20 protein-coding genes and 1 riboswitch are annotated in these 24,748 nt (G+C 63.5%); of the genes, 8 read left to right on the top strand and 12 right to left on the bottom strand.

Annotated elements, in window-relative coordinates:
- Positions 1-144 precede the first annotated feature (144 nt).
- From ACVWVP_RS30370 to ACVWVP_RS30330, 9 genes are all read right to left on the bottom strand, one after another.
- The gene (locus tag ACVWVP_RS30370) at positions 145-2,655 is read right to left on the bottom strand and encodes a fimbria/pilus outer membrane usher protein (RefSeq protein WP_457409793.1); all 2,511 of its coding nucleotides are present in this window, start codon (positions 2,653-2,655) and stop codon (positions 145-147) included.
- A gap of 50 nt (positions 2,656-2,705) precedes the next feature.
- Entirely contained in the window at positions 2,706-3,437 is a 732-nt protein-coding gene (locus ACVWVP_RS30365; RefSeq protein WP_178923085.1) for a fimbrial biogenesis chaperone, read from the bottom strand.
- A 77-nt stretch (positions 3,438-3,514) separates the two neighbouring features.
- Positions 3,515-4,120, bottom strand: coding sequence for a fimbrial protein (locus tag ACVWVP_RS30360; RefSeq protein WP_178923087.1), 606 nt, complete (start codon positions 4,118-4,120; stop codon positions 3,515-3,517).
- Positions 4,121-4,314: 194 nt separating this feature from the next.
- Positions 4,315-4,962, bottom strand: a complete 648-nt coding sequence (locus tag ACVWVP_RS30355) for a response regulator (protein ID WP_178923089.1) — start codon at positions 4,960-4,962, stop codon at positions 4,315-4,317.
- Positions 4,963-4,985: 23 nt separating this feature from the next.
- Complete coding sequence (locus tag ACVWVP_RS30350; RefSeq protein WP_457409791.1) at positions 4,986-8,117, bottom strand: response regulator; 3,132 nt, start codon at positions 8,115-8,117, stop codon at positions 4,986-4,988.
- A gap of 82 nt (positions 8,118-8,199) precedes the next feature.
- On the bottom strand, positions 8,200-9,393 hold the full coding sequence (locus ACVWVP_RS30345) for an EAL domain-containing response regulator (protein WP_259175471.1): 1,194 nt from the start codon (positions 9,391-9,393) through the stop codon (positions 8,200-8,202).
- Positions 9,380-12,196, bottom strand: a complete 2,817-nt coding sequence (locus ACVWVP_RS30340; RefSeq protein WP_259175470.1) for an ATP-binding protein — start codon at positions 12,194-12,196, stop codon at positions 9,380-9,382. The genes ACVWVP_RS30345 and ACVWVP_RS30340 overlap by 14 nt, the downstream gene beginning before the upstream one ends.
- A 57-nt stretch (positions 12,197-12,253) precedes the next feature.
- Positions 12,254-13,234: a fimbrial protein gene (locus tag ACVWVP_RS30335; RefSeq protein ID WP_178923097.1), complete on the bottom strand. Its 981-nt coding sequence runs from the start codon at positions 13,232-13,234 to the stop codon at positions 12,254-12,256.
- A 23-nt stretch (positions 13,235-13,257) separates the two neighbouring features.
- Entirely contained in the window at positions 13,258-13,938 is a 681-nt protein-coding gene (locus tag ACVWVP_RS30330; protein ID WP_457409788.1) for a fimbrial biogenesis chaperone, read from the bottom strand.
- 192 nt (positions 13,939-14,130) lie between these two features.
- On the opposite strand from ACVWVP_RS30330, the gene ACVWVP_RS30325 reads away from it, so the two are divergent.
- From ACVWVP_RS30325 to ACVWVP_RS30310, 4 genes are all read left to right on the top strand, one after another.
- Positions 14,131-14,667: an ANTAR domain-containing protein gene (locus tag ACVWVP_RS30325; protein WP_259175467.1), complete on the top strand. Its 537-nt coding sequence runs from the start codon at positions 14,131-14,133 to the stop codon at positions 14,665-14,667.
- A gap of 72 nt (positions 14,668-14,739) precedes the next feature.
- A riboswitch (Fluoride riboswitch) is annotated at positions 14,740-14,810 on the top strand.
- 81 nt (positions 14,811-14,891) lie between these two features.
- Positions 14,892-16,139, top strand: coding sequence for a voltage-gated chloride channel family protein (locus ACVWVP_RS30320; RefSeq protein ID WP_178923101.1), 1,248 nt, complete (start codon positions 14,892-14,894; stop codon positions 16,137-16,139).
- A 4-nt stretch (positions 16,140-16,143) separates the two neighbouring features.
- Entirely contained in the window at positions 16,144-16,821 is a 678-nt protein-coding gene (locus ACVWVP_RS30315; RefSeq protein WP_457409786.1) for an ABC transporter ATP-binding protein, read from the top strand.
- Positions 16,818-17,609 carry an ABC transporter permease gene (locus ACVWVP_RS30310; RefSeq protein ID WP_178923105.1) on the top strand — a complete coding sequence of 264 codons (792 nt, stop codon included), beginning with the start codon at positions 16,818-16,820 and terminating at the stop codon, positions 17,607-17,609. The genes ACVWVP_RS30315 and ACVWVP_RS30310 overlap by 4 nt, the downstream gene beginning before the upstream one ends.
- A 165-nt stretch (positions 17,610-17,774) precedes the next feature.
- Here the strand turns inward: ACVWVP_RS30310 and ACVWVP_RS30305 are convergent, their stop codons facing one another.
- The 3 genes from ACVWVP_RS30305 to ACVWVP_RS30295 are packed head-to-tail and all read right to left on the bottom strand — an operon-like array spanning position 17,775 to position 20,988.
- Positions 17,775-18,827: an L-idonate 5-dehydrogenase gene (locus ACVWVP_RS30305; protein WP_457409785.1), complete on the bottom strand. Its 1,053-nt coding sequence runs from the start codon at positions 18,825-18,827 to the stop codon at positions 17,775-17,777.
- Between the two features lie 14 nt (positions 18,828-18,841).
- Positions 18,842-19,615 carry a glucose 1-dehydrogenase gene (locus ACVWVP_RS30300; RefSeq protein WP_178923109.1) on the bottom strand — a complete coding sequence of 258 codons (774 nt, stop codon included), beginning with the start codon at positions 19,613-19,615 and terminating at the stop codon, positions 18,842-18,844.
- Positions 19,616-19,635: 20 nt separating this feature from the next.
- Entirely contained in the window at positions 19,636-20,988 is a 1,353-nt protein-coding gene (locus ACVWVP_RS30295; RefSeq protein WP_178923111.1) for a GntP family permease, read from the bottom strand.
- Positions 20,989-21,130: 142 nt separating this feature from the next.
- Here ACVWVP_RS30295 and ACVWVP_RS30290 point away from each other — a divergent pair, with 142 nt between their 5' ends.
- The 4 genes from ACVWVP_RS30290 (at position 21,131) to ACVWVP_RS30275 (ending at position 24,733) form a co-directional block, all read left to right on the top strand.
- Positions 21,131-22,003 carry a LysR family transcriptional regulator gene (locus tag ACVWVP_RS30290; RefSeq protein WP_457409781.1) on the top strand — a complete coding sequence of 291 codons (873 nt, stop codon included), beginning with the start codon at positions 21,131-21,133 and terminating at the stop codon, positions 22,001-22,003.
- Positions 22,004-22,109: 106 nt separating this feature from the next.
- Positions 22,110-22,730, top strand: coding sequence for a glutathione S-transferase family protein (locus ACVWVP_RS30285; protein WP_457409780.1), 621 nt, complete (start codon positions 22,110-22,112; stop codon positions 22,728-22,730).
- Between the two features lie 198 nt (positions 22,731-22,928).
- The gene (locus ACVWVP_RS30280; protein ID WP_178923117.1) at positions 22,929-23,849 is read left to right on the top strand and encodes a LysR family transcriptional regulator; all 921 of its coding nucleotides are present in this window, start codon (positions 22,929-22,931) and stop codon (positions 23,847-23,849) included.
- Positions 23,849-24,733 carry a LysR family transcriptional regulator gene (locus tag ACVWVP_RS30275; RefSeq protein ID WP_178923119.1) on the top strand — a complete coding sequence of 295 codons (885 nt, stop codon included), beginning with the start codon at positions 23,849-23,851 and terminating at the stop codon, positions 24,731-24,733. The genes ACVWVP_RS30280 and ACVWVP_RS30275 overlap by 1 nt, the downstream gene beginning before the upstream one ends.
- The last annotated feature ends 15 nt before the right edge of the window (positions 24,734-24,748 follow it).

Below are 24,748 nucleotides of genomic sequence, written 5' to 3'. Positions count from 1 at the left end.
ACACCGAGCGTGAGCGAGGTGCCGAGTGTTGGGGCAAGAGCCTTTTGGTTACTTTTGGGCTCTTTTCAAAAGTGACCCGCCGTAAGGGCGGAACCATAAGCAGCCATCACCCCAATAACGGATATGTACTCCCAACCCCCCACATCAAGGCCCACACACCAACACCCGCCGCTCATAATTCAACGCCTTGTTCTGCACCCCCAACGCATACGAAGCCGTGCAACTACGCTCCCCCCACTTGATCACCAGCGTCCCCTGGTCCTGCTCGACCAACGCCAACGCATTCCCATTCGGATCAGCAATCGCCAACTGCTTGCCCGTAGCGTCCTCCAACGAAGCCCCAAACCCCAATGGCTGACGCTGCGCATCCAACAACTCAAACAACACCCGCCTGCCCGTGGTACCGCTGTAGTGCGCAACCACGATGGCGCCCCGGCGCGGCACCACCTGCTGGGTGGCGTTGGTGATTTCCACGTCGGCGCCCAAGTCCCGGGTGTCGAGGCTGATCCAGTTGACCCGATAAGGTTGGGCCGTCGGAATCACCGCATAGCCGTTGCGGCCAGTCTCAACGCCGCTGTAGCTGCTGATCCGGGCCCCGGAAATGCCCGCCACCTCGGCCAGTGCAAAGGTCTCGCTGACGGTCTGCCCCAGGTTGATCCCGCCGCCGTGGGCCACCACGGAACCGGCGAGGTTGAGGTTCTGCGCGTTGTAGCCCTGGCCCTGGCTATAGCCCAGGCTGACATCCGCCACCGAGGTGCGGCTGTTGATGTTCACCGAACCGGAATCCCCGCTGGTGTCGCTGTGCCCGGCCTGTACCGAATAGAATGTGTCGCTGGTGTCGGCGACATAGCCGTTGATGCCCGCCTGGGTGGTGGTGTCGCCGTGCTGGCTGCTGGTGGTGACAAATGCCCGTGGCGCGCGGGCCTGGCTGCCCAGTGGGAACGAGATGGACAGGTTCACCTGGGTGTCACTGCTCGGCTCACCCCAGGTGACAATCTGCTGGGTGCGCGTCACGCCGAGGTTGTAGCTCAGGTTGCCCCAGTTGCTCGTATACCCGGCCGAGAAACTCTGGGAGCCGCCGCGATTCCAGTAGCGCTGGTCACTGGCGTTCACATACAGGCTGCCGAATTCGCGGTTGCGCCCGATGCTCTGGTTGATGGTCAGGTCGGTGCGGGTTTTTGAATGGCCACTGCGCACGCGGAGGTTGTCGCTGAGGTCTTCGACATGGTCGTTGAAGCTGCGATAACCCTCGGTGGAGTAACGGTAGGCTGCCAGGGTGAAATTGGTGTCGGTGCCGGCAAAGGTCTTGGCGTACAACGCACGCACGCTGCTGCCCTGGGTGGTCTGCCCCTGGGCCTTGCTCGATGAATGGGTCACGTCCAGCGATACCGCACCCAACGCGGTGTTGCGGCCGGCGCCGAGGGACAGGGCGCTGTAGTCCTCGCTGGCCTGCACGCCGACGATGCCGCTAAGGTTGCTGGTCAAGCCATAGGCCAGGGTGCCGCTCAGAAAACGCGGGGTGGCCAGGCCGTCGGTGTTGCTGTTGAAGCGACCCGCCGAGAGGCTGTACTTGACCTGCCCCTCGCGCACCATGATCGGCAGGCTGGAAAACGCCTGCGTCGTCACGCGGCGCGTGCCGTCGGCTTCGATCACGGTGATCTGCAAATCGCCGTTGGAGCCGCTGGGGTAGATATCGTTGATCTCGAACGGCCCCGGCGCAACGCTGGCGGTGTAGAGGATGTAGTCGTTCTGGCGGATCTCCACCGTCGCGTTGGTCTGTGCCACGCCACGGATCACGGGGGCGTAGCCGCGCTCGCTGTCGGCACGCATGCCGTCGTCGGAGGCCAGTTTGACCCCGCGATACCGCACGCTGTCGAACAGGTCGGTGTCGGAAAAAATCTCACCGGCGCTGAACTGGCCCTTGATCGCCGTCACGTCGTGCTGCACGTAGCTGCGGTTACTGGTGTAGGTGTTCTTGCGCCCGGTGCCACCGCTGAGGTTCGATTCGTTGCGCAAGCGCCAGGCCCCCAGGTTGATGCCGTTGCGCAGGCCCAGGTTGTTGGCGACGCGTGTGTCATGGTCACCGGCGGAGCGACTGCTGTTGAGCTGGTAGTTGATGAACGCGGCAGGTACGCCATCGTCCCACAGCTGCGGGTCGACGTACCCGCGCAAGCCGCGCTGCATGGCCACTTGCGGAATGCTCGCAAGCAGGCGCAGGCGGCTGCTGTCGTAGCGCACTGTGGCGTCTTCGATCAGGGCGGCCAGTGGGTAGCAGTCCTGTGGGTGCTGCGGGTCGAGTTTGCCTTGGGCCTCAAGGCGGGCCATGTCGATGCCCAATTGCTTGAGCAGGTCGAGGGTCAGGCAGGCTTGCACCTGGTCATTTTGCGGGTTGCGCTTGAAGTCGATATCGCGCCGGCCCACCAGCACTTCGTTGCTGTACAGGTCTACCCGGTAAGTGCCCGGCAACACGCTGTTGGCCGACAGCAGCTGTTGCAGGTCGACCGGGGACTGCGAGCCCTGCAGGAAGGTGGTGTTGAAGGTTTGCGCGGCCTCGTCGGCCATGGCCCAGGCGGGCAGGCTGGCGGCAATCGCCAGCCACAGCGTCTTCAACTTCAGTGCGTCACACGCGGACCAGTTGCAGGAAAGAAAAGACATGCGAAGACCTGTGGCATCCCGGATGAGCGAGCAAGTGCGAGCAGCAGCGCTCAGGGTTTGAGGCGCGACTCGGTGGCGTGTGTGATGCCCCCGGCCAGAGTGGCGGTGTACGGGGTTTGCGCGCCGTAGTCATTGATGCTCAAGAACGACAACGGCAGCGTGCCGCTGGCGGTCAGGCCCTTGAGCGGGAACTGTTTTTCTTCCCCCGGGGCGACCATGGTGGAATCGCTGGCCAGGTGGTCCTGCACGCTGATGTCGGCCATGGACACGTGGTACAACGTCGGATTTTTCACGATCAGCAGGGTCTGTGTGCCGTGTCTGACCAGCGTCCATTCCAGTTGGGCCGGGGCCTGCAGCGCGCTGCCCGGCAAGCCGGCAGGGCGGAAAAAAATCTTGATGCGTTGGCGGATGGCCAACTGCAAGGTGTTCTCGGTGGTGCTGGCCTTGGGGATTTCCTGCACGTTGAGCCATACCACCGACTCGCGGTCAGTGGGCATGCCGCTGCCTTCGTACAGGATGCGCAACAGTTGCTGTTCCTTGGCAAACACCCGTGCCAACGGCGGGGTGACGGCAAATGGTGCACGGCTGCCACTGGCATCGTTGCGGTCGACCCAGGACTGGATCAGTACGTCCTGGTTGCCGTTGCGCACGGTGATGTTGGCTTCCTTGTGGTCGCCCTCGAAGACGATGCGTGTGGCATTCAATGAAATGCTGGCGGTGGCCTGGGCAGCCATGAGCATGCCCAGCAGCCCGAGGCCCATGGCAATGGAACGAGGCAGCATGAGGGGGTGTCCGGTGTCATCAGAAAGGGAATGGCGAGGCCCCAGGGCCTCGCGCGTTCGGTGCGCCAGGCGCCGGGTTATTCGTATTGCAGGATGAACGGCAGGGTGGCGTCACCGCGACCGGCCGTCGATGCGCCGGCGGCGCCGGTGGTGACGTAGGCCGCCGCGAAGCTCAGGGTGGCGTCGCCACCGTCGGTGCCCTGGCCGTGCATGGTGCTTTCAATGCGTGCGGTGGCGGGCGAGCTGAGGTCGATCAGCGTGCCCTTACTGTCGAGCAGGGCGATGCCGACGTTCTGCGCAGTGGCCGAACCCGGATTCAGGGCCAGGACGTTCTTGCCGGTCACCAGGCCCGAACCGCCATTGTTGGCGTCAAAGATCATCGCGACTTTGGTGCCCTGGTTGCAGTTGACGTTCAGGTTGAAGTCCTTGGCAGTCACACGGCCGGCAGTCGGGTTCTCGGCAGTGCCCATGTCCTTGATCGACACGTTGCCCATGTCCACCGAAATGGTGCGGTCGGAGTTGGCGCCGTCTACCGAGCAGGCGTCGTTGTTGATCACGCCGGTGAAGGTGATTTTGCCGCTGCCGCCCAGGGTGGGTTTCGGTACAACCGGCTCTTCGGCGAATGCACTGCCGCCGGCGCAGAGAATGGCCGAGGCGATAACAGCCAGGGAAAACTTCTTCATGATGATGTCCATAAATGTGAGGTGGAAAGTGTGGTTTCTGAACTGCCGGGAAATAGTAAGAGGCGAGGGCTGGCGGGCAAATAAGACGATTCTTATAAGCGCAGGAGAGGAGGGCTTAGTTGTATTTTTTTAGAGGTTCTAGCCCGTATATAAAGGGCGAAGCCATTGTCCATGAATGGCTTTTAAAGGGGGGCTTAGTTGAAGATGTTGCGCGCAAGACAATAAGCCAGAAGGTCCTGGTCGCTGCTGACAGCAAGTTTACGCATGGCCGATATCTTTTGTGCACTGATGGTTTTGGAACTTCGGTTCTGGCTGCGGGCAATATCACTCACACTCATGCCAGAGATAAACAGACGCAGGATTTCAAACTCCTTGGGCGACAGTGTCGAGAAACGTTCGTCGATAGCTGTGAGGGTCTCGATCACGGACGTCTTGGGCGGCTCCAGGCTGCGATAGGCACTCTGCTGGGCGATGGCCTTGAGCGCCAGTTGGATCTCGGTGTGCAACTGGCTTTTCTGGATGATGCCCACCACACCCAGTTCCTGCAGGCGGGTGAGGATCAGGTGGTTGGAGATCATCGTCAGGATCAGGATCTGCACCTGCGGGAAATGCCGTTTCAGGTATTCCACCAGCTTCAGGCCATCACCGTAGGGTGAGTCGCCCGGCATGTTGTAGTCGGTGATCACGATGTCGGCGCCCTGGCGCTGCAGCAACTCGATCAGGCCGGCCGAACAGACGGCCTCGCCCACGACCTGGAAGCGCGTGTCGCGCTCCACCAGTTCGCGCACCCCGAGCAGCACGATCGGGTGATCGTCCGCGATTACCACGTTGAATGTCTTCATAAGGGGCCGTCCGTAATGCCAGTTCAAGTGAGGGGAGTGGGCCCGGGCTGGAGCGTGTCCAGGACGGCCGAAAGTCGTTGCATCACGGCCGTCACCTTGAGCGTCAGTGCAGTGTCGAGGCTGCCACGGTTAAGTGCGCTTTCCAGTTCGATGCAGGCCTGGGCCAGGCTGTTGGCCTGCACGGCACCCAGGGCGCCGGCGACTGAATGCAGCCGTTGGCCGAGGCGGTGTGCATCGCGCTGTTCCAGTGCCGCGCCGATATGCTGCAGGTCCTGTTGCACGCTGCTGATGAACAACGGGCGCATCTTGTCGGAGAGGTGCACGCTGTCGTCAAACGTTTCGGTAGGGGGCGCGACCTTGCACAGTTTGATCAACTGCGCGCGCAGGGTCTGCAGGCTCAGGGGTTTGACCAGCCAGGCGTTCATGCCGACGGCCAGGCAGCGCACGCCTTCTTCGCGCATCGCGTTGGCCGTCACGCCTATGATCGGCAGGTGGGGCGCGTGCTCGCGCAAGGTCCTGGCCAGTTCGTAGCCGTTCATCAACGGCATGTTGACGTCGGTCAGCACCAGGTCGAAGGCCTGCGGCTGCCACAGGTGCAAGGCCTGTTCGCCGTTCGAAGCCAGGCTGACCGAGCAGCCGAGCGCCTCCAGTTGTTCCTTGATGATCGCCTGGTTGATCGGGTTGTCTTCGGCCACCAGGATGCGCAGCCCCAACCGACCGGCACTCTGGGGCTGGGCCGCAGGAGGCTGTTCGTGTTTGCCCTGCTGCGCCAGGGAGACGGTGGCGGCAATGGCACGTACGTCGTGCATGTCGACCACCCAACCCTGTTCGGTGGGCAGTGGTGGGCTGTGCGCGCCCGGCAGGCAGATGACGCGCTGGCCGATCCAGGGTTGCGCGGGTTGGTCGGGCAGCACGTCCACCAGCACGGCGGGGTGGGCACCCGGTTCCTGAGTCGGCGCGGCCAGGGCCGCCGCAATGCCCAGGCGGTTGAGCCAGTCGCACACCGATTGCGCCAATTCGCGCACCGGTGCCTGCACATACACCGGTGTGGTGCTGGGCTCCACCTGCGGCGGGCTGGTCAGCGCACCGGTACACACCGGCAAGCGGATTTTCAAGGTGAAGCTGCTGCCCAGCCCCGGCTCGCTGACGACCTTGATCTGGCCGTCCATCATCTGCGCCAACCACCGGCAGATCGGCAGGCCCAAGCCTGCGCCGCCTTCGCCCGCCGTGTCCGGCGCCTGGTAGAACAGATCGAACAGCTTGGCCTGCTGCGCCTCGGCGATGCCCACGCCGGAGTCGGTCACCTGCCATTCCAGTTGCACATGCCCGGCGTCGAGTGCGCGCACCCGGGCACGGATGACCACGCGCCCGATGTCGGTGAACTTGATCGCGTTGCTCACCAGGTTGTTGAGGATCTGGCGGATGCGCAGCGGGTCGCCCATGACGCTGTCCGGCAGTTGCGGGTCGATGCAACTGTAGAGCTGCAGGCCCTTGCGCTGAGCGAACGCGGCGTAGGTGTGCAAGGTGTCTTCGAGCATGTCCAGCGGGCAGAACTCCACGGCTTCGATCGCCATTTGCCCGGACTCGATTTTCGACACATCCAACACGTCGCTGATCAGTTGGAACAACGTGGCGGAGGAGCGCTGGATGGTGTGCAGGTAGGTTTTCTGGTGCGGGTCAAGGTCGGTCAGGCCGAGCAATTCCAGGGTGCCGAGTACGCCATACAGCGGTGTGCGGATTTCATGGCTCATGGTCGCCAGGAACAGGGTCTTGGCTTCGTTGGCCGCATCGGCGACACGGCGTGCGTCCTCCAGGGCCGAGGCATCCTCGATATGCCGGGTGATGTCGTTGAACGCATACAGGCGCACGTCCTCGGCCTGGTAACGCGTCGACACGAAGCCGATCTGCAGGTGGCGGCCTTCGATTTCCAGGTGGGTCTCGCCGCTCTCGGCGCTGTCATGGGTGCCGGCCATGGCGGCCACCAGGCGTGCGCTGCCTGGCCATTGCTGGGCGCGTTGGTTTTCGATCAACACTTCGCCGTCGCTGCGCCGCACCACGCATAACCCGGTGGGGGCGGTGTCAATGATCACGCGGCTGAAGGCCACGCTTTCGGCGATGCGTTCATGGGCCAGCCGCGCCGGCGCAATCACCTGGCGCCGGTACCAGCGGCTGCCGGCCCAACCCAGCGCCAGCAGGCTGCCGAGGAATAACGCCAGGCTGCTCAGCGGCCACAAGGCGTAGTGGAAATACCGTGCGTAGCTCAAACCATAGATCGCGCTCCACGGCCGCTCGCCGGCCTGGGAAATCTTGAATTCGAAGCCTTGCGACGTGAAGTGAACGCCGTCGGTGAGTGGTGCCCCGGTCACTGGCGGGCCGACCAGGCGCTGGCCGTCGGGCGCGATCAACGTCACGCGGTCAAATGCCGAGCGTTCCAGCGCGCGCTGCACGTCGTCGGCCTGGGCCAGGTCCAGCAGGGTGCCGACCACCGCCGAGTCCGGGCCGTCGAGCGGGATGCCGATATAGGCGAGCAGATGGTCTGGCGCGGGCCCGGCCTGCCAGTACACGCGTTCGGGCTCAAGGCCAGGCGGCGTCTGCGCCAGGGCTTGCTGCACCGCGTTGACCAGCGTCGGCGTGGTATTCACGGCGGGGATATCAATGGCGTAATCCGCCTGGCGGTTGAACACGAAGGTCTGCGGCGCCCCGTAAGGCGAAGAGGACCAGAAGGCGCTGTAATAGCTGGTCAGATGAGCCCCCAAGGCAAATACCCGCGACCTGGCGCCGACACCGACGCGCTGCTCATCGAACGTCACATTGAAGGGCACCGAGAACGAGTACTTCTGGCCTTCGTACAAGGTGCGGCGGGTGTCGACCATGCGGCTCTTGAGGCTGACTTGTACGTCAGTGGCGCGCAGCAGTTCGGCCTGCACGCCGGGATGCGCGAGGTTCTTGAGGAACGTTTCCTGTTGCGCCAGGTTTTCCATCAGGCGTGCGAAATGGAACTGCATGGCGCCATAGCGGATATTGACGCCCCGCTGCAAGGACCAGTAGTTGGTGACGGCCAGCAGCAACGCGAGCCCGAACATCAGCATCAGGCTTTTGTTCAAGCGCAATGAGCTTCGGGTAAAGGCTTCGAGGATCGCGTTATTGTGCTTCATCAAGAACGTCCGCAGGCGGAGAAAAAATCGGCACTGGAAGGAGCTTAGTCGCTCCCTGCAACAAATAATCCGTGCCAGGCGCCTAATGAGATGTCGCGGGGCCATCATTGTTCAGAAGTTGTTGAAATTGTTCACAAGAAACCGCGTGGGAGATCAGGAAACCTTGTACCTGGTTGCAGTCGACCTTGCGCAGCAGCGCCAGTTGTTGAGGTGTTTCCACCCCTTCGGCGACCACGGTCAGGCCCAATTTGCGGCCCAGGCTGATGATGCTCGCCAGGGCCGAGGCCATGCCTTCGTTGTCATGGCAGCCCTGCACCAGCGCCTGGTCGATCTTGAGTTCGGTAAAGGGCGTGGACACCAGGTTGAGGTAGGAGCTGTAGCCTTTGCCGAAATCATCCTGGGACAAGCCAAAGCCCTTGATACGCAAGCGACAGGCGCCGGCGTAGAAGTTGCTGATGTCCTGGGGCACCGAGCATTCCATCAGCTCGAAACAGATCATCCCGGGAATGCCGTCGTGGAGCAGCACGAACTCCAGCAGGCGGTCGGCCAGGTCGTGGCTGTTGAGCAAATGGGTGGGCAGGTTGATCGACACCGGAATGTCATAGCCGCGCAGGCACCATTGTTTCTGCGCGTAGATGGCCTGCTTGAGCACCACCCACAGCAGGCGTTCTTCCAGTTCGAACGCCTTGATCGCCTCCAGGAAGGCACCGGGCAACATCACTCCTTGCTCGGGGTGCATCCAGCGCACCAGGGCTTCTGCGGCGACAATGCGGCCGTTGGCCAAGGACTTTTTCGGTTGGAACCAGGCTTGCAGCTGGCCGTTGCCCATGGCCTGGATCAGCGTGTGGCGGTCGATGTCGAGGTGTTTGGCGGGCAGCGGGGAGGGGGTGCGCATTTTGCGCCTGAGTTGTTCGACCAGGCTGCGCAGCGCGTCGGCGGCCACCGGTTTAGAGATCAGCCCGATCACTTCCACGTCCAGGTTCTTGGCCACCAGGCTTGCGGCCATCAACATGCGCCGCGACGCCACGCTCATGATCGCCAGCGCCGGCTTGCAGCGCAGGCTGGCCAGGCTTTGAATAAATTGCACACCGTCCATGCCCGGCATCAGCAGGTCGGTGAGTACCAAATCGAAGTCCCGTTGGCGCAGGCGTTCCAGCGCCTCTTTGCCATCCTGGGCGGCTTCGAGCATGAACTCCCCCAACTCACTGAGCAGGTGCTGCAAGTAGATGTGCTGAAGGGGGTGGTCCTCGACGATCAAAATACTAAGGGGCTTCATGGATGATCCGTGCATAAGGCGCCAGGGAATTGAAGAGCGCCCGCAACGCGAAAGGCTTGACCAGGCAATGGTTCATGCCGGCGGCCAGGCACAGGTCGGCCTCGCCGCGCATCGCGTTCGCGGTGGCCCCGATAATCGGCAACGGGCAGCCCTGGCGCCGCAGTTCCCGCGCCAGTTCGTAGCCGTTGATGTGGGGCATGTTCACATCGGTCAGCACCACGTCGAAGGTGCCGGCGGTGTACAACAACAAGGCTTCGTGACCATCGGCCGCCAGCTCGACGGTGCAGCCGAGTTCCTCGAGTTGGTCACGCAATATGAGTTGGTTGATGACGTTGTCTTCGGCCACCAGCAGGTGCAGGTTGAGTTTTTTCAGGTCACGTTGGCGTGTCTGCTCATCGGCGCGTGCCACCCACAGCCCCTGAGCCTGGCTTACCGCCTGGTGAATGGCACTGAGCTGGTTGAGGTTGACGTGCCAGGCCCCGCCGTCATCCGGCGGGACGCTGCTGGCGTTGCTGCTGGCATGAATAACGGGCCCGGCCCACTCGGCGACCAGCGTTGGGTCAACGTTGCCGGGGTGCAGTTGCAACAGCAGGTGGCCTTCGGTCTGCGCTGGCAGGGTGGTCTGCACGCGGGCGCCCCAGCGACGCAACCAGCCGCTGATGGCGTTCGCCAGTTCCGGGATCGGTGAGGCAACATAAATGGTTTCGGCCAGCAGGGGCGGCAGCGGTGCAGTGGGGGCCTCCTCCAAGGGCAGGGTCAAGCTGAAGCTGCTGCCCAGGCCAAGCTCGCTGACCATGCGGATATTGCCGTTCATCAATTCGGTCAGGCGTTGGCAGATCGGCAGCCCCAGGCCCGTGCCGGCCACCACATTGGTGTTGCCTTCGCTCTGGTAGAACGGCTCGAAAATCAGCGCCTGGTCTTCCTGGGCAATACCTTTGCCGGTGTCCGAGACTTGCCACAGCAGGCTCGAGCGCTCGCCGTCACGGCCCAGCACCTTGACCCGCAGCACCACGCGCCCGTAGTCGGTGAATTTCACCGCGTTGTTAAGCAGGTTGTTCAGGATCTGGCGGATGCGCGTTACGTCGCCGATCAAGCGCTCCGGCAGCTTCGGGTCGAAACAGGCATAAAGTTGCAGGCCTTTGCCCTGGGCCGCCGCCGCGTAGCCCTGGATGATTTCGTGCACCAGGTCCAGGGGCGAGAACTCGCTGAGCTCCAGGGCCAGTTGCCCGGCTTCGATCTTGGACACGTCCAGCACATCGCAGATCAGCTGCAACAGGGTCGAGGACGAGCCTTCGATGGCATGCAGATAGTCTTTTTGCTGGGTGTCCAACTGGGTGCGCGCCAGCAGTTCCAGGGTGCCGAGCACGCCATACAACGGCGTGCGGATTTCGTGGCTCATGGTCGCCAGGAACAAGGTTTTCGCGGCGTTGGCCGCATCGGCAGACTGCCGGGCTTCTTCCAGTGCCGCTTCGACCTGCTTGCGAGCGCTGATGTCGCTGAAGGCGCAGAACAGCACGTCCTCGCCCTTGTAGCGGGTGGGGGCGCTGCTCAGGTAGAGGTGGCGGCCGTCGATGGTTTCAAAGTAGTCGCTGCGTTCGGACGGCCCGTTCGCAAAGGCTTGCTCGATCCAGCCGTCGCGCAGCGCCTCGCGCTCCGGACCGGCGCCCAGCCATTGCTGCGCCAAGGTGTTTTCCAGCACCACCTGGCCGTCGGTGCGACGCAAGACACACAGCGCGACGGGCGCGGTCTGGATCACATCGCGGCCGAACGCCTCGCTTTCGATCAAGGCCTGGATGCGATGGATCGAGGGGATGATGAAGCGTTGGTCGACCCGGCGCATCACCAGCCAGATCATCGTCACGCTGAACAGGCAGAACAGCAGCGAGCCGAGCAACTGCTTCCACAAGCCGCTGACCACTGCGCGCAGGTCGATGGAGTACATCAGTTGCCAGTCCGAAGACTTGAGGTGCTTGCGGATTACCAGGTGATCGGGCAGCCAGCCATTGCCGACGAACCCGAAAAAGCTGTCCTCTCCCGGCCGCAGGCGCTGCTGGCTGAGCTGGGCATTGTCGCTGTTGGTGAACACCAGCATGCCCTGGGAACTGAGCATCATGAACTCGCCGGCACTTTTGTCGCTGAGGGTGGAGGACACTTCGCGGCTTTCCATTTCCATGCCGAGCCAGCCGGACTCGGGGTCGCGTTCGTCCAGGCGGATAAAAATGTACAGGTGCGAGTGGCCTTCGGTCCTGTCACTCAGCCATAGCTCGTTGAGTGTGGTGGGATCGCTGTGTTGCACGGCCTTGAGGCGGTTGAGCAGGCATTTGGAAATCGGCAACACCTGCGCGGTGGCGTCATACAGGCGCGTGACCTGGGGTGTTGTCTGGGCACTGGTGCCGGCGTTCACGTAAAGCAGGTTGAGTTGTTTGGCCTTGAGGTATTCGCGCATGCGGGTGGTCAGCCAGATGCTCCACTGGTTGTCGGGGGAGTCGCCCAACTGCAGGTGCTGTTCTTCCGGGGAAAAGGTATAGACCGGGGTTTTCGAGGGGCGCCGCACGGCCGACAGGCTGAGGCTTTCGAGCAGGGCCTCGCGGTTGGTGAAAAAGGTATGGGCCTCGGCGATGGCACTGCTCATGTAGCCACGGCGCTGGGAAATATCGTTGTTGAAGGTGGACAGCAGAAAAGTGTAGACCCCGCTCAGGATGCCGATCAGCAACACGGTCGCAAAAATACGAAGCAGCCTTCTGGCTGCTTCGGGTCGGGAGAGGACGGGGTTGATCTGGAGCAGGTAACTTTTCAATCGCATCGACAGACTTTAAGCGCCCGTCCATGGGCATGGCATAAGACGATCCTTAAAAAACAGCTACTTGTAATACATATCCACCACCACGGCGGCGTCGAACGCGCCGGGGATCGGCAAGGTGCGCCATTTCAGGTCGGCGCGGAATTCGTCGTGGCTTTGGCCCAGCCCCATCAGCTCCTGCAGGGTGAACCAGGTGTTGAATGGCAGCTGTTGCTGGCTTTCGGCGCGGGACAGCGAGATGCCCACCGAGCTGTTGTTGTCCGGCACCAGCAAGCCATTGATCACGCCGCCACCGCCCGGGGTGGTCGCAAAGCGTGCGCTGACGGTGTAGGGCGTGTCGCAACCCTTGCGCAGGTTGAGGCTGAAGTTTGCGGTGCTGGCGACTTCACCGATCGCGGCCTTGCGCGAAGGCGTCGGGAAGTTGACCACGCTGGGGGTGATGGTGAGTTCCGGCGTGCAGGGCACGAAGCGGATGCCGTTCATACCGGTCACCACGTAGTTGAAGTTGCTGTTGGGCCGCGAGTTGAGACCGCGCACGCCGTCCAGCTGGAACACCCGGTACGAGGTGAGCGTACTGGCCTGGCCACTGGGAGGCGTGGGGTCGTATTTTTCGATGAAAACGCTGAAGTTGAGGGTGAAGCGCGCCTTGTCCCAGCCCACGCAATTGGCGGTGCAGCCCCGATCGGAAAAGAACCCCGTGCCGACCTTGCCGGTGCTCTGGGTAATCGGCTGGTTGTTGTAGCGGATGCCCACGCGAATACCGGTGCCGATACTCACGTTGGCCGGGTTGACGTAGAAATACACCTCTTCACGGCCATGGTTGTAATCGTCTTTGCAGATCACATTGGTCGTACGCGGGCCGGACTCCCAGATGATGGTGCCGTTGGGCGCATCGGCGGCCACCGCCAGCGCGGTCCCCAGCGCCTCCTGGGTGATGATCGAGCCGGTGCCGTCTTCGCGGCAGGCCAGTGCGTGGCTGGTGGCCGGCAGGGCGGCGCAGGCCCACAGCAGCATGGGTAGAAAGCGTTGGGTGAGTGACATAGGTGCAATTACCCCGTGGTCGATCACTTGAGTACCGCGCGGTGGCGGGCCTGCAAGCCGATATCAGTGATTTCGGTGAAGTGGAGGGTGGTGCCTGGGTCGACAGGCGCAGGGGCGTCCAGGGTCTTGCTCTGGTGCGGGGCAAGCAGCACGTAGTCGCTGAGGACCTGGCTGTCGGTGTGCAGGTTGACCAGTGACAGGTGAAAGGCGCTGGGGTTGTTGACCGTGACGCGCCCCCCCTGCGTGCGCCACACCAGCTGCTGCACCGCCTCTGCCGAACCGCCGGCCAGCGCGGGCGGGCGATAGAACAGCTTGAGGCGTTGGCGGATCGCGAACTGCACGCTGTTGGCGTTCTCGGGCTTGAGCGGGATTTCCAGGATGTTGAGCCAGAACAGCGACTCTCGGTCCGTGGGCAAACCTTCGCCGGCGTAGAGCAGGCGCAGCGAGTGATGTTCGCCAGGCCCCAGGCGCACCAAGGGTTCAGTGGCCACAAACGGCACGTCGCCGTTGGCCGCGGTGTCGTCGCCGGTGATCCAGGTTTGCACCACCAGTTCGCGGGCGGCCTGGTTGACCACGCCGATACTGGCCCCTCTGTCCTGGCCCAGGTAGATCAGGCGCGTGCCTTCGATTTTCAGGGCCGCGCGGGCTGGTGGCGCGAGGGTCAGCAGCACACCGGCCAGCAGCAGTAGACGAAACAGAAACATGAACACAACGGGATTCCATAGCGGCGTTTGGGGCGCGGGCCATGGTAGGTGGGCGCAGGCGTCGAGGCTTTGAGGCGATTCTTAAAAGTGCCGGCATGCCCCGGGTTGCCGTTTCAGAATCGCCTTAAAGTCAGGCTTTACCTCTGGCAGTTACCGTGAGCGACGCTGATGCCCACCTGTCAGGTTTACCCTATGCCCAATAAAGCGTTACGCCTGCTGATCGCCGATGCGGATCTCCTGCAGCGGATCAAGATCGAGAAAATGCTCAACCAGCTGGGCTATCACCGCATTGCCCCGCTGGCTTCGTTCGACGAGTTGCAAGCGTTGACGCGCTCGGAAGGCGTGGCATTCGACCTGTTGATCATCGACACCGCGCTGGTGCGCTCGCGGCAGGTGAACCTGCTCAAGTATTGCCACGACAACCCGTTGATTCGCCACACGCTGATTTACGACGGGCAATGTGCGCAAAGCTCGCTGGTGTCGGTGTCCGTGAGCCAGACCCTGCATTTGGCGCTGTCACAGTCACCGGACTTCAATTCGTTGCGCCGCTGCATGGAAATCGTCGACCCGGCGCATGCGGTGCCGGCGGTAGAGCGGCCGACGTTGCGCACCGTTGATACGGAAGGCGTCGCTCCCCGTGCGAGCAAACTGTCGATTGCCGCGCGAACCACCTTCCAGGGTGACCCCGCCGTGGTCGCCTGTGCGATCGGGTTATCACCCAAGCGGTGAGGCGCCCGCCGCAGGAGGCTGTCGGATGCTTGAAACATGATTTTACATTTGCTCCACGCCTCTCTATGATCCATCGCTATCGGAGATGGCATTCCTCCTTGACCCAACCGCTGCGTCCCGCAGCTGATGATGCCTACAGACACCTGGTCAACTCAGGGCTGTAGGCGTTCGCGCATAAACTCCCTCGTTGATCCGGCCCCTTTGGTTTATGTGTGGCTGATTCCATGTTCTCTCTCAAGCGCCCTGAACAACTCGACCTTATTCCGTACCTGATCAAATGGTTACTGCTCGCCAGCGTGGTGGCCGTGCTCGCCGGCAGCGCGTCGGCGCTGTTCCTGTTCTCGCTGGACAACGCCACCGCGTGGCGCGAAGCCCACCGCTGGATCATCTGGCTGTTGCCCCTGGCAGGGTTTGCGGTGGGGCTGGTGTACCACTGGGTGGGCAAGCCGGTGGATGCCGGCAACAACCTGTTGATCGATGAAATCCACGACCCCAAGAAAGTCGTACCGCTGCGCATGGTGCCGCTGGTGCTGGGCGGTACGCTGGTGTCCCATTTGTTTGGCGCCTCGGTCGGCCGTGAAGGCACGGCTGTGCAAATGGGCGGGGCGCTGGCGGACCAGTTGACCCGAGTGTTCCGCCTGCGACGTGAAGATCGGCGCATCGTCTTGATGGCCGGCATCAGTGCCGGCTTTGCGTCGGTCTTCGGCACACCACTGGCGGGGGCCTTGTTCGGCCTGGAGGTGCTGGCGATCGGGCGCATGCGCTATGACGCGCTGTTCCCTTGTGTGGTGGCGGCCATCGTGGCCGACCAGATCGGCCTGGCCTGGGGGGTGGTGCACACCCATTACCCCATCGGTGAAGTGGTGCCGGTGTCGCTGTGGAGTGTGCTGGCGGTGGCCGTGGCCGGCGTGGTGTTCGGCCTGGTGGGGATGTTGTTTGCCACCGCGACCCACCGTCTGGGCGCGCGGGTCAAGCGCATGATTCCCTACGGGCCGCTGCGGCCGTTGCTGGGGGGCGTCATCATCGCCGTGGCGGTGTGGGCCCTGGATGCCTACGCCTACATCGGCCTGGGCATTCCCAGCATCGTGCAATCCTTCAACGTGCCGATGGCACCGTGGGACTGGCTGGGCAAGCTGGTGTTCACGGTGGTTTCCCTGGGCAGCGGTTTCAAGGGGGGTGAAGTCACACCACTGTTCTATATCGGCGCTACCCTGGGCAATGCGTTGGCGCCCTTGCTGCACCTGCCATTCGCGATGCTCGCGGGCATCGGTTTTGTGGCGGTGTTTGCCGGTGCGGCGAATACGCCGCTGGCGACTATCGTGATGGCCATGGAGCTGTTCGGCCCAGAGATTGCGCCCCTGGCTGCCATCGCCTGTATCGCCAGTTACCTGGTCTCCGGGCACACTGGCATTTATCACGCCCAGCGTATCGGCCATGCCAAGCATGAGCGTTTCAAACAGGAGCCCAAGTGAGTCTATGAATGCATTGCTGGAAACCCGCGCCCTTACGCGCCTGGATGAACGCCGAGGCGTGGCATTGTTGCAGCCGACCGATTTCACCTTGACGGCTGCTGATCGCGTGTCGATCACCGGCGCGTCCGGCTCTGGCAAAAGTGTCTTCCTGCGCGCACTGGCCCTGCTGGACGCGCCCAACTCCGGGCAGATCCTGTGGAACGGCCAGCCGATCAGCAATGCGCAGATTCCCCATTACCGGTGCCACATCAGTTACCTGTCCCAGCGCCCGGCGCTGCTGGAAGGCACGGTGGAAGACAACCTGCGTTTCCCCTTCAGCCTCAAGACCTCGCGCAACCGCCGCTTCGACCTGGCCACGGTCACCACCTTGCTGGGGCATGCCGGCAAGGCACCGGACTTTCTGGCCAAGCGTGCCGCCGACCTGTCGGGGGGTGAGTCCCAGGTGGTTTCGCTGATCCGCACCCTGCAACTCAACCCCGAAGTGCTGTTGCTTGATGAGCCCACGGCAGCCCTCGACCCTGCATCGTCCCGTGAAGTGGAAGCGCTGATCGATGCCTGGTTTGCCGCCGATCGCTCTCGCGCCTGTATCTGGGTCTCCCACGACCTGGACCAGGCCCGGCGCATGAGCGACATCCACTTGCAGATGAGTGCCGGCGTGTTGAGCACGGCGGTGCAGTCATGAACTATCACAACCTCACCGCGCTGGACATGGGCATCGCCGCCTCGCTGATCCTGATCAACGGGGTGCTGTCGCTGCTGCTGCGCCTGGGCCTGGAGCGCCAATTGCTGTGGGCGGCGGTGCGCACCGTGGTGCAACTGCTGGCCATCGGTTACCTGCTGGGCTGGGTGTTCGAGTTTGCCTATTGGTACGTGGTGCTGCCGTTGATGTGCGCGATGACCTTGATTGCCGGTGTCTCGGCAGCGGGGCGAGGGCGGCGCACGTACAAGGGGCAGCGGGTCGACAGCATTGTGTCGGTGTGGGGCAGCTCGTGGCTGGTCACGGCGGTGGGCCTGTTTGCGGTGATCCGCATTCACCCGTGGTATGAACCGCAGTATGCGATCCCGATTCTTGGCATGATTTTGGGCAATACCCTTACCGGCGTGTCCCTGGGCATAGAGCGCATGACCCAGGAATTGACCTCGGGGCGCAACACCATCGAGATGATCCTGGCCCTGGGTGGCTCACGCTGGGAGGCCGCTCAGGAAGCGATCCGCCAGGCCGTGCGTGCCGGGATGATCCCGACGCTGAACCAGATGACCGTGGTGGGCATCGTCAGCCTGCCGGGCATGATGACCGGCCAGGTGCTGGCGGGGGAGAGCCCGGTGGATGCGGTGCGCTATCAGATCGTGATCATGTTCCTGATCGCCGCCTCGTCGGCGTTGGGCACGGTGGGTGCGGTGTTGCTCACCTACCGCCGGTTGTTCTCCACCAGCCACCGCTTTTTGCGCGATCGCCTGCAAGAACGCTGACCCTCTCAACCCCCCTGAAGATCCCCTGTGGGAGCCGTCGAGCCTTAACGAGGCCGCGAAGGCGGCGGCACAGTCGATACAGGTGCTGACTGACCCACCGCTTTCGCAGCCTCGCTGAAGCTCGACAGCTCCCACAGGGGAACGGCTGTGTACTTCAGGGCGGGTTCAGGCCAGGTCCGGCACGCCGAAGTCCAGCACCACTTTCATCGCCTGGGTCTTGTCCGCCGCCAGCTCGAACGCCTGCACCGCATCGCCGAACGGCACGGTGTGGGAGATCACCGGGCGTACGTCGATGATGCGGCGGTTGAGCAAATCCACCGCCTGGGCGAATTCCGGGTGGAAGCGGAAGGTGCCGCGCAGGTCGATCTCACGGCTCACCAGCAGGTTGAGTGGCAGCGACACATCGCCCCCCAGGCCGACGGTGACGAGCACGCCACGCGGGGCGATGCATTCCAGGCCGTTGCGCAGGGCCTGGGCACTGCCGGATACCTCGAACATCACGTCGAAGTAACCCTTTTCCGCGGTATAGCGCTTAAGCGCATCGGCGCCATCGGCCAGGTTGTGGGTGCGCGTGGCGCCCATTTTTTCGGCGCAGGCGAGGGCGCTGGCGGACAGGTCCACGGCAACGATCTCACCGGCGCCCGCCGCGCGCAGGCTGCCGATCAGCAGGTTGCCGATGGGCCCGCAGCCGGTCACCAGCACGCGCTTGCCGAACACCGCGCCAGCGCGCTGGATCGCGTGCAAGCCCACCGACAACGGCTCGGCCAAGGCCCCTTCAGCGAGGCTGACTTCATCGGCCAGCCCATGGGCCTGATGGCTATCGATCACCAGGCTCTGGCGAAACGCACCCTGGATATGCGGGTAGGGCATCGCGCTGCCGTAGAAGCGCATGTCCAGGCAATGGTTGGGCAAGCCTTGGTGACAGTAACGGCAACCGCCACAGGGGCGCGAAGGTGATACCGCAATGCGCTGGCCGACCTTGAACCCAGCGGCGTCGCTGCCCACCGCGTCGATCACCGCCGACACTTCATGGCCGAGCACCATCGGCTCGCGCAGGCGCACGGTGCCGAAACCGCCGTGCTGGTAATAATGAAGGTCCGAGCCGCAGATCCCGCCCCGGGCAATGCGCACGCGCAGTTGGTCGGGGGCGAGGGTTTGCGGTTCATCCTGGGGATCGACCCGCAGGTCTTTCGAGGCGTGGCAGACAATGGCGTGCATAAGGTTCTCCAGGATTACAGCGACGCGGTGATGCCACCGTCGACGTACAGAATATGACCGTTAACGAAGCTCGCCGCATCGCTGGCAAGAAACACCGCTGCGCCCGCCAGCTCCTCGACGTCGCCCCAACGCCGGCTTGGCGTACGTTGCACCAGCCAGTCGCTGAACTCAGGGTTGGCCACCAGGTTGGCGTTGAGCTCGGTCTTGAAGTAGCCCGGGCCGATACCGTTGACCGTCAGACCGTGCGGGCCCCAGTCGATGGCCATGCCCTTGGTGAGCATTTTCAGCGCGCCCTTGCTCGCGGCATACGGCGCGATGCCCGGGCGGCCCAGTTCGCTTTGCACCGAGCAGATGTTGATGATGCGCCCGCGTTTGCGCGGAATCATCGCCCGTGCCACCGCCTGGCCCACCAGGAACGCGCTGTCGAGGTTGGTGCTGATCAGCTCGCGCCAATGCTGCTCGCTGTAGTCTTCCAACGGGCCACGGCGTTGCATGCCGGCGTTGTTCACCAGGATCTCCAGCGGGCCCAGGCGTTCTTCGATGTCGGCCACCGCAGCCTGGATCGCCGTGCTGTCGGTCACATCGAACGCCTGGGTATGCACCTGCAGGCCTTCGGCAGCGAGCAGGGCCGCCGCGTCGCGCAAGGTGCTGCGGTTGCGCCCGTTGAGCACCACCTGTGCGCCGGCCTGGGCCAGGCCTCGGGCAATCGCCAGGCCGATCCCGGCGCTGGAACCGGTGACCAGCGCGAGCCGGCCATCGAGGCGGAAGTTGTCTAGAACGCTTTTCATGGGTTACCTCTCCTAACGCTTCACACCACCAACGACAGCAGCATGATGAACCCCAGGGCGGCGAAGGAGAGCACGGTCTCCATCAGCGTCCAGGTCTTGAAAGTCTCGACGACGGTCATGTTGAAGTACTGCTTGACCAGCCAGAAGCCGGCGTCGTTGACATGGGACAGCACTAACGAACCGGCGCCGGTGGCGAGCACCAGCAGCTCGCGGTTCACCCCCGGCATCAGGCCGATGACGGGCGCCACAATGCCTGCGCCCGTGATGGTCGCGACCGTTGCCGAGCCTGTGGCCACGCGAATCACCGCCGCCACCAGCCACGCCAGCAGGATCGGCGAAATCTCGGCGCGCACCGCCATATGCCCGATCACATCACCGACGCCGCTGGCCACCAGCATCTGCTTGAAACCACCGCCGGCGCCGACGATCAGCACAATCGCGGCGGTGGGGGCCAGGCTCGAATCCAGCAGTTTGCTCAGTTGCTCCCGCGAGAACCCGCGCGCCGCCCCAAAGGTATAGAACGCCAGCAACAAGGCTGCGAGCAGGGCGGTGATGGGGTGGCCGATAAAGTCCATCCACACCCGGAAAGTGGCGTCGGCGGCGAAGGCCACGTCGGCGAACGTCTTGAGCAACATCAGCACCACGGGTAGCAGGATGGTGGTGACGGTAATCCCGAAGCCCGGCAGGTTGTCCCCCGAGGACTCCTTGGCCAGTTGCTCCATCAGCTCGTCCGAGGCCTTGCCCGGCACGTAGCGCGAAATCAGGTTGCCAAACAACGGCCCGGCGATCACCGCCGTGGGCAGGCCGACGACCAGCCCGTAGAAAATCGTCTTGCCGATATCTGCGCCGAAGATGCCGATGGCCAGCAACGGCCCCGGGTGCGGCGGCACCAGCCCGTGCACCACCGACAGGCCGGCGAGCAGCGGCATGCCGACTTTGATCAGCGACAGCCCGGTGCGCCGCGCCACGATGAATACCAGCGGGATCAGCAGCACAAAGCCGATTTCAAAAAACAGCGGGATGCCCACCAGGAACGCCGAAAACATCATCGCCCAGTGCACGCGCTGTTTGCCGAAGGCGCGGATCAGGGTGCGGGCGATCTGGTCGGCACCACCGGAGTCGGCCATCAACTTGCCGAGCATGGTGCCCAGGCCGAGGATGATGCCGACGAAGCCCAGCACACCGCCAAAACCGTCCTGGAACGACTTCATGACCTTGTCCACCGGCATGCCGGAAGTCAGGCCGAGAAAGCCTGCGGCCACGGTCAGGGCGACAAAGGGGTGGACCTTGAGGTGGGTGATCAACAATATCAATCCGATAATCGTGACCAGCGCATCGAGCAGCAGATAAGTGTCGTTAGCCATGCCGAGCATGGTGCCTCCTTGTTCTCATTGTTATAGGCCAGGCCCTGTCATATCGTGTATGACAGGGTGTTACTTCACCGCAGGCGCGGGCGAGCGTCCAATTTTCATTTGTGATCGGGTGATCAATGTTTGTGATAAGCAGGGTGAGTTGATGGAACTCAAGCACTTGCGCGCCTTTGTGGTGCTGGCCCAGGAACTGCATTTCGGCCGGGCGGCGGCGCAGCTGTCGATCGTGCAACCGGCGTTGAGCATGCAGATCAAGTTGCTGGAAAGTGGCCTGGGCGTGCGCCTGCTGGACCGCAACCGCCACTCGGTGACCCTGACCGACGCGGGCCGCGCGTTTTTGCCGGAAGCCCAGGCCACCTTGCACCAGGCGGCGCGTGCGGCGGATGCGGCGCGGGCGTCCAACCGTGGCGAAATCGGCCGGGTGCGTTTGGGGTTTGTGTCGTCAGTGCTGCCGCAACTGTTGCCCGAATTGATCCGCGCCGTGCACCAGCGCTACCCGCGCATCGAGCTGGAACTCAAGGACATGCCCGGGCCGGACCAGGCGGCTGCGCTGAAGAACGGCCTGCTGGACTTCGGCCTGATGCGCTTGCCCGCCAGCCACCCCGGCGTGCAGACCCGGGCAGTGCTGCACGAGCATTTCTGCGTGGCGTTGCCGGTGGATCACTCGCTGGCGTCCAAGGCCTGCCTGCATCCCGCCGACCTGCTCCAGGTGCCGGTGTATATCCTGGCGCGCCGCTATGCGCCGGGCTTTTACGACGAATTCATCCAGGCGGTGGGCCTGCCCCTGGCAATCGCCTCCGAGCTGGGTGAGTTCACCACCATGCTTGCGCTGGTGTCGGCCGGGTTGGGGGTGGGGGTACTGCCGCAACAGGCGGCACGGGCACTGCCGGCCAACTGCGTGTCGCGGCCGTTGGAGCTGGGCGCGTTCCAGGCCGCCACCGGCCTGGCCTGGACCGAGTTGGACAGCGCGGTAAAGACCACCCTGTTCAACCTGATCGTGGAATTGTTTGGCGAGTGATTGTTTCGCCCGATGAAATGCTGGATTGTAAATCCTGGTGATTCCAACGACCGAGGCAGCGGTAGACGATGCGAGGCGTCGATCACCCACTCTTTTGGAGCCTTCCATGATCAAGCTTTATGGTTTCCTGTTGTCCGGTCATTCCCACCGGGTCGAGCTGATGTTGTCCCTGCTGGGCCTGCCCACCGAATTTGTACTGGTGGACCTCAAGGTCGGCGCGCAAAAAGCCCCGGACTATATCGCCACGATCAACAGTTTTGGCCAGGTGCCGGCGATTGATGACAACGGTGTGGTACTGGCCGACTCCAACGCGATCCTGGTGTACCTCGCAAACACCTACGGCAAGGGCCAATGGTTGCCGAGCGACGCGGCGGGGCAAGCGCGCGTGCAGCGCTGGTTGTCGGCAGCTGCGGGTCAACTGAGCGCCGGACCTGCCGCCGCGCGGCTGGCCACGGTGTTTGGTGCCGAGGTCGACACCGTCGCCACCATTGCCCGGTCCCACGCCTTGCTGAAACTGGTGGAGACACAACTGAGCCAGAGCCGCTTCCTGGCCGGCGAGCAACCCACGATTGCCGATATCGCGTTCTACACCTACGTGGCCCATGCGCCGGAAGGCAATGTGTCGTTGGCCGACTACCCTCATGTACGCGCCTGGCTCGCCAGCCTCGAAGCGCTGCCAGGGTTTGTAGGCATGCCACGCACTGCCGTCGGCCTGCAATCCCAATAACCTGAACACCGTGTAATGAGCGAGCTTGTTGTGGCGAGCGAGCTTGCTCGCGCTGGGCTGCGAAGCGGCCCCAAAATTTGCCACCGCGTATTCCCTGGGAAAACTCGGTAGTCTCGTTGGGGCGGCTTCGCAGCCCAGCGGGAGCAAGCTCCCTCGCCACAGGTGGAAAGGGTTGGGTGAATAAAATGGGGGCAGTTGATGGACCGATTTCACGAAATGCAGGTGTTCCTGGCGGTGGCCGAGGAGGAGGGCTTTGCCGCAGCGGCGCGTCGCCTGAAAACCTCGCCGCCCAGCGTGACCCGCGCCATCGCCGCCATGGAAGAGCGCATCGGCACCCAATTGCTGGCGCGCACCACCCGCAGCCTGCACCTCACCGAAGCCGGCCAGCGTTACCTGGAAGATTGCCGGCGCATCCTGGCGGAACTCGATGAGGCCGAGGAAGCGGCGGCGGGCAGTTATTCCATCCCCTGTGGCCACCTGACCGTGACCGCACCGGTGCTGTTTGGCGAGCTGTATGTGGCGCCGGTGCTGGGGGACTACCTGGATCGTTTCCCCTTGGTGAACATCAACGCCTTGCTGGTCGATCGCGTGGTCAACATGACCGACGAAGGTGTGGATGTGGCGGTGCGTATCGGCCATCTGCACGAGCCCGGGCAGCAGGCGATCAAGGTGGGCGAAGTGCGCCGGGTGGTGTGTGCCTCGCCGGCCTACCTGCAACAGCACGGGCGGCCCAGCCATCCGTCGCAGTTGCGTGAAGCCAAGATCGCCACGTCGTCGTCCAGCCAGTTGGTCAGCGAGTGGGGCTTTATCGAGGCGGGCCAGCCGTTGACGGTGCCCATCGAGCCACGCCTGGTGGTCACGGCGAACAACGCGGCGATCAACCTGGCACGGCTGGGTTGGGGCATGACCCGCGTGTTGTCCTATCAGGTGGCGGCCGCTGTGGCAGTGGGCGAGCTGGAGGTGGTGCTCGAAGCCTTCGAGCCGCCGCCGCTGCCGATCCAGGTGGTGTTCCAGAAGAGCGGCCGCGTGCCGGCCAAGATCAACACCTTTGTCGATTTCCTCAGCCATCGACTGGGCCAGGACGCCGCGCTGAACCCGGCGATGAAACGGCGCAACTGATGGAGCGTTATCGCGACATGCAGCTGTTCGCCGCCCTGGCCGGGCAACCGAGCCTGGCGTCGGCGGCGCGTTGCGCGCAGGTGTCCGGCCCGACCCTGGTACGCGCGGTGGCCCGCCTGGAGGCGCGATTGCGCGTGCCGTTGCTGGCGCGCAGCACCCGTGGCGTGCGCCTCACCGATGCCGGCCATGCTTACTTGGCCGATTGCGTGCGCCTGCTCGCCGCCGTGGATGCCGCCGAAGCCTCGGCCAAGGGCTTGCATGTGCAGGCCCAGGGCAACCTGCGGGTGTTCTTGCCGTTTTTGTTCAGCCGCTACGTGATGGCGCCGGTGTTGGCCGACTACCTGGATCGCTATCCCGAGGTGAGCCTGGTCGCTCACTACCATGACTATTACCCGAACCTGCACGAAGAAGGGCTCGACGTGGCAATCCTCGTCGGCGAGCTGCCCGATTCGGCGTTGATTGCCCGGCCGGTGGGGCAGGTGCGGCCAATCCTCTGCGCCAGCCCCGATTACCTCGCGGCCCACGGCGAACCCCACCACCCGGATGACCTCAAGCGGCATCGACTGATTGCCGGTGCCGATCAGGTGCACTGGGATTTCCAAGGCTACTCACTCAAGGCCCGTGCCCGCCTGGGTTGTGCCACGGTGCAAGGCGCGATCAACGCGGCCGTGCATGGCGCGGGGTTGATTCGTTGCCTGAGTTATCCCGTTCACGAACACCTGCAGAGCGGGCAGTTACGCCGTGTCTTGCCGGACTTTGAGCTGCCACCCCTGCCTGTGAACGTGGTGTACCGCGAAGGCCGCAACGCGCCGATGCGCGTGCGCAGCTTTGTCGACCACTGCGTGAGCGCGTTGCGCGAGCATCCGGCATTTCAGCTGGCGTAATAGTGGATTGCCTGG

It is taken from the genome of Pseudomonas sp. TE24901, assembly GCF_054058375.1.
The sequence above is the reverse complement of the archived record's forward strand: the minus strand, read 5'-3'. Positions and strand labels throughout refer to the sequence as shown.

What these genes read in the sequence shown, in the direction of transcription:
- ACVWVP_RS30370 (WP_457409793.1), bottom strand. Translation starts at nt 2,655, where the DNA reads ATGTCTTTTCTTTCCTGCAACTGGTCCGCGTGTGACGCACTGAAGTTG.
- ACVWVP_RS30365 (WP_178923085.1), bottom strand. Translation starts at nt 3,437, where the DNA reads ATGCTGCCTCGTTCCATTGCCATGGGCCTCGGGCTGCTGGGCATGCTC.
- ACVWVP_RS30360 (WP_178923087.1), bottom strand. Translation starts at nt 4,120, where the DNA reads ATGAAGAAGTTTTCCCTGGCTGTTATCGCCTCGGCCATTCTCTGCGCC.
- ACVWVP_RS30355 (WP_178923089.1), bottom strand. Translation starts at nt 4,962, where the DNA reads ATGAAGACATTCAACGTGGTAATCGCGGACGATCACCCGATCGTGCTG.
- ACVWVP_RS30350 (WP_457409791.1), bottom strand. Translation starts at nt 8,117, where the DNA reads ATGAAGCACAATAACGCGATCCTCGAAGCCTTTACCCGAAGCTCATTG.
- ACVWVP_RS30345 (WP_259175471.1), bottom strand. Translation starts at nt 9,393, where the DNA reads ATGAAGCCCCTTAGTATTTTGATCGTCGAGGACCACCCCCTTCAGCAC.
- ACVWVP_RS30340 (WP_259175470.1), bottom strand. Translation starts at nt 12,196, where the DNA reads ATGCGATTGAAAAGTTACCTGCTCCAGATCAACCCCGTCCTCTCCCGA.
- ACVWVP_RS30335 (WP_178923097.1), bottom strand. Translation starts at nt 13,234, where the DNA reads ATGTCACTCACCCAACGCTTTCTACCCATGCTGCTGTGGGCCTGCGCC.
- ACVWVP_RS30330 (WP_457409788.1), bottom strand. Translation starts at nt 13,938, where the DNA reads ATGTTTCTGTTTCGTCTACTGCTGCTGGCCGGTGTGCTGCTGACCCTC.
- ACVWVP_RS30325 (WP_259175467.1), top strand. Translation starts at nt 14,131, where the DNA reads ATGCCCAATAAAGCGTTACGCCTGCTGATCGCCGATGCGGATCTCCTG.
- ACVWVP_RS30320 (WP_178923101.1), top strand. Translation starts at nt 14,892, where the DNA reads ATGTTCTCTCTCAAGCGCCCTGAACAACTCGACCTTATTCCGTACCTG.
- ACVWVP_RS30315 (WP_457409786.1), top strand. Translation starts at nt 16,144, where the DNA reads ATGAATGCATTGCTGGAAACCCGCGCCCTTACGCGCCTGGATGAACGC.
- ACVWVP_RS30310 (WP_178923105.1), top strand. Translation starts at nt 16,818, where the DNA reads ATGAACTATCACAACCTCACCGCGCTGGACATGGGCATCGCCGCCTCG.
- ACVWVP_RS30305 (WP_457409785.1), bottom strand. Translation starts at nt 18,827, where the DNA reads ATGCACGCCATTGTCTGCCACGCCTCGAAAGACCTGCGGGTCGATCCC.
- ACVWVP_RS30300 (WP_178923109.1), bottom strand. Translation starts at nt 19,615, where the DNA reads ATGAAAAGCGTTCTAGACAACTTCCGCCTCGATGGCCGGCTCGCGCTG.
- ACVWVP_RS30295 (WP_178923111.1), bottom strand. Translation starts at nt 20,988, where the DNA reads ATGCTCGGCATGGCTAACGACACTTATCTGCTGCTCGATGCGCTGGTC.
- ACVWVP_RS30290 (WP_457409781.1), top strand. Translation starts at nt 21,131, where the DNA reads ATGGAACTCAAGCACTTGCGCGCCTTTGTGGTGCTGGCCCAGGAACTG.
- ACVWVP_RS30285 (WP_457409780.1), top strand. Translation starts at nt 22,110, where the DNA reads ATGATCAAGCTTTATGGTTTCCTGTTGTCCGGTCATTCCCACCGGGTC.
- ACVWVP_RS30280 (WP_178923117.1), top strand. Translation starts at nt 22,929, where the DNA reads ATGGACCGATTTCACGAAATGCAGGTGTTCCTGGCGGTGGCCGAGGAG.
- ACVWVP_RS30275 (WP_178923119.1), top strand. Translation starts at nt 23,849, where the DNA reads ATGGAGCGTTATCGCGACATGCAGCTGTTCGCCGCCCTGGCCGGGCAA.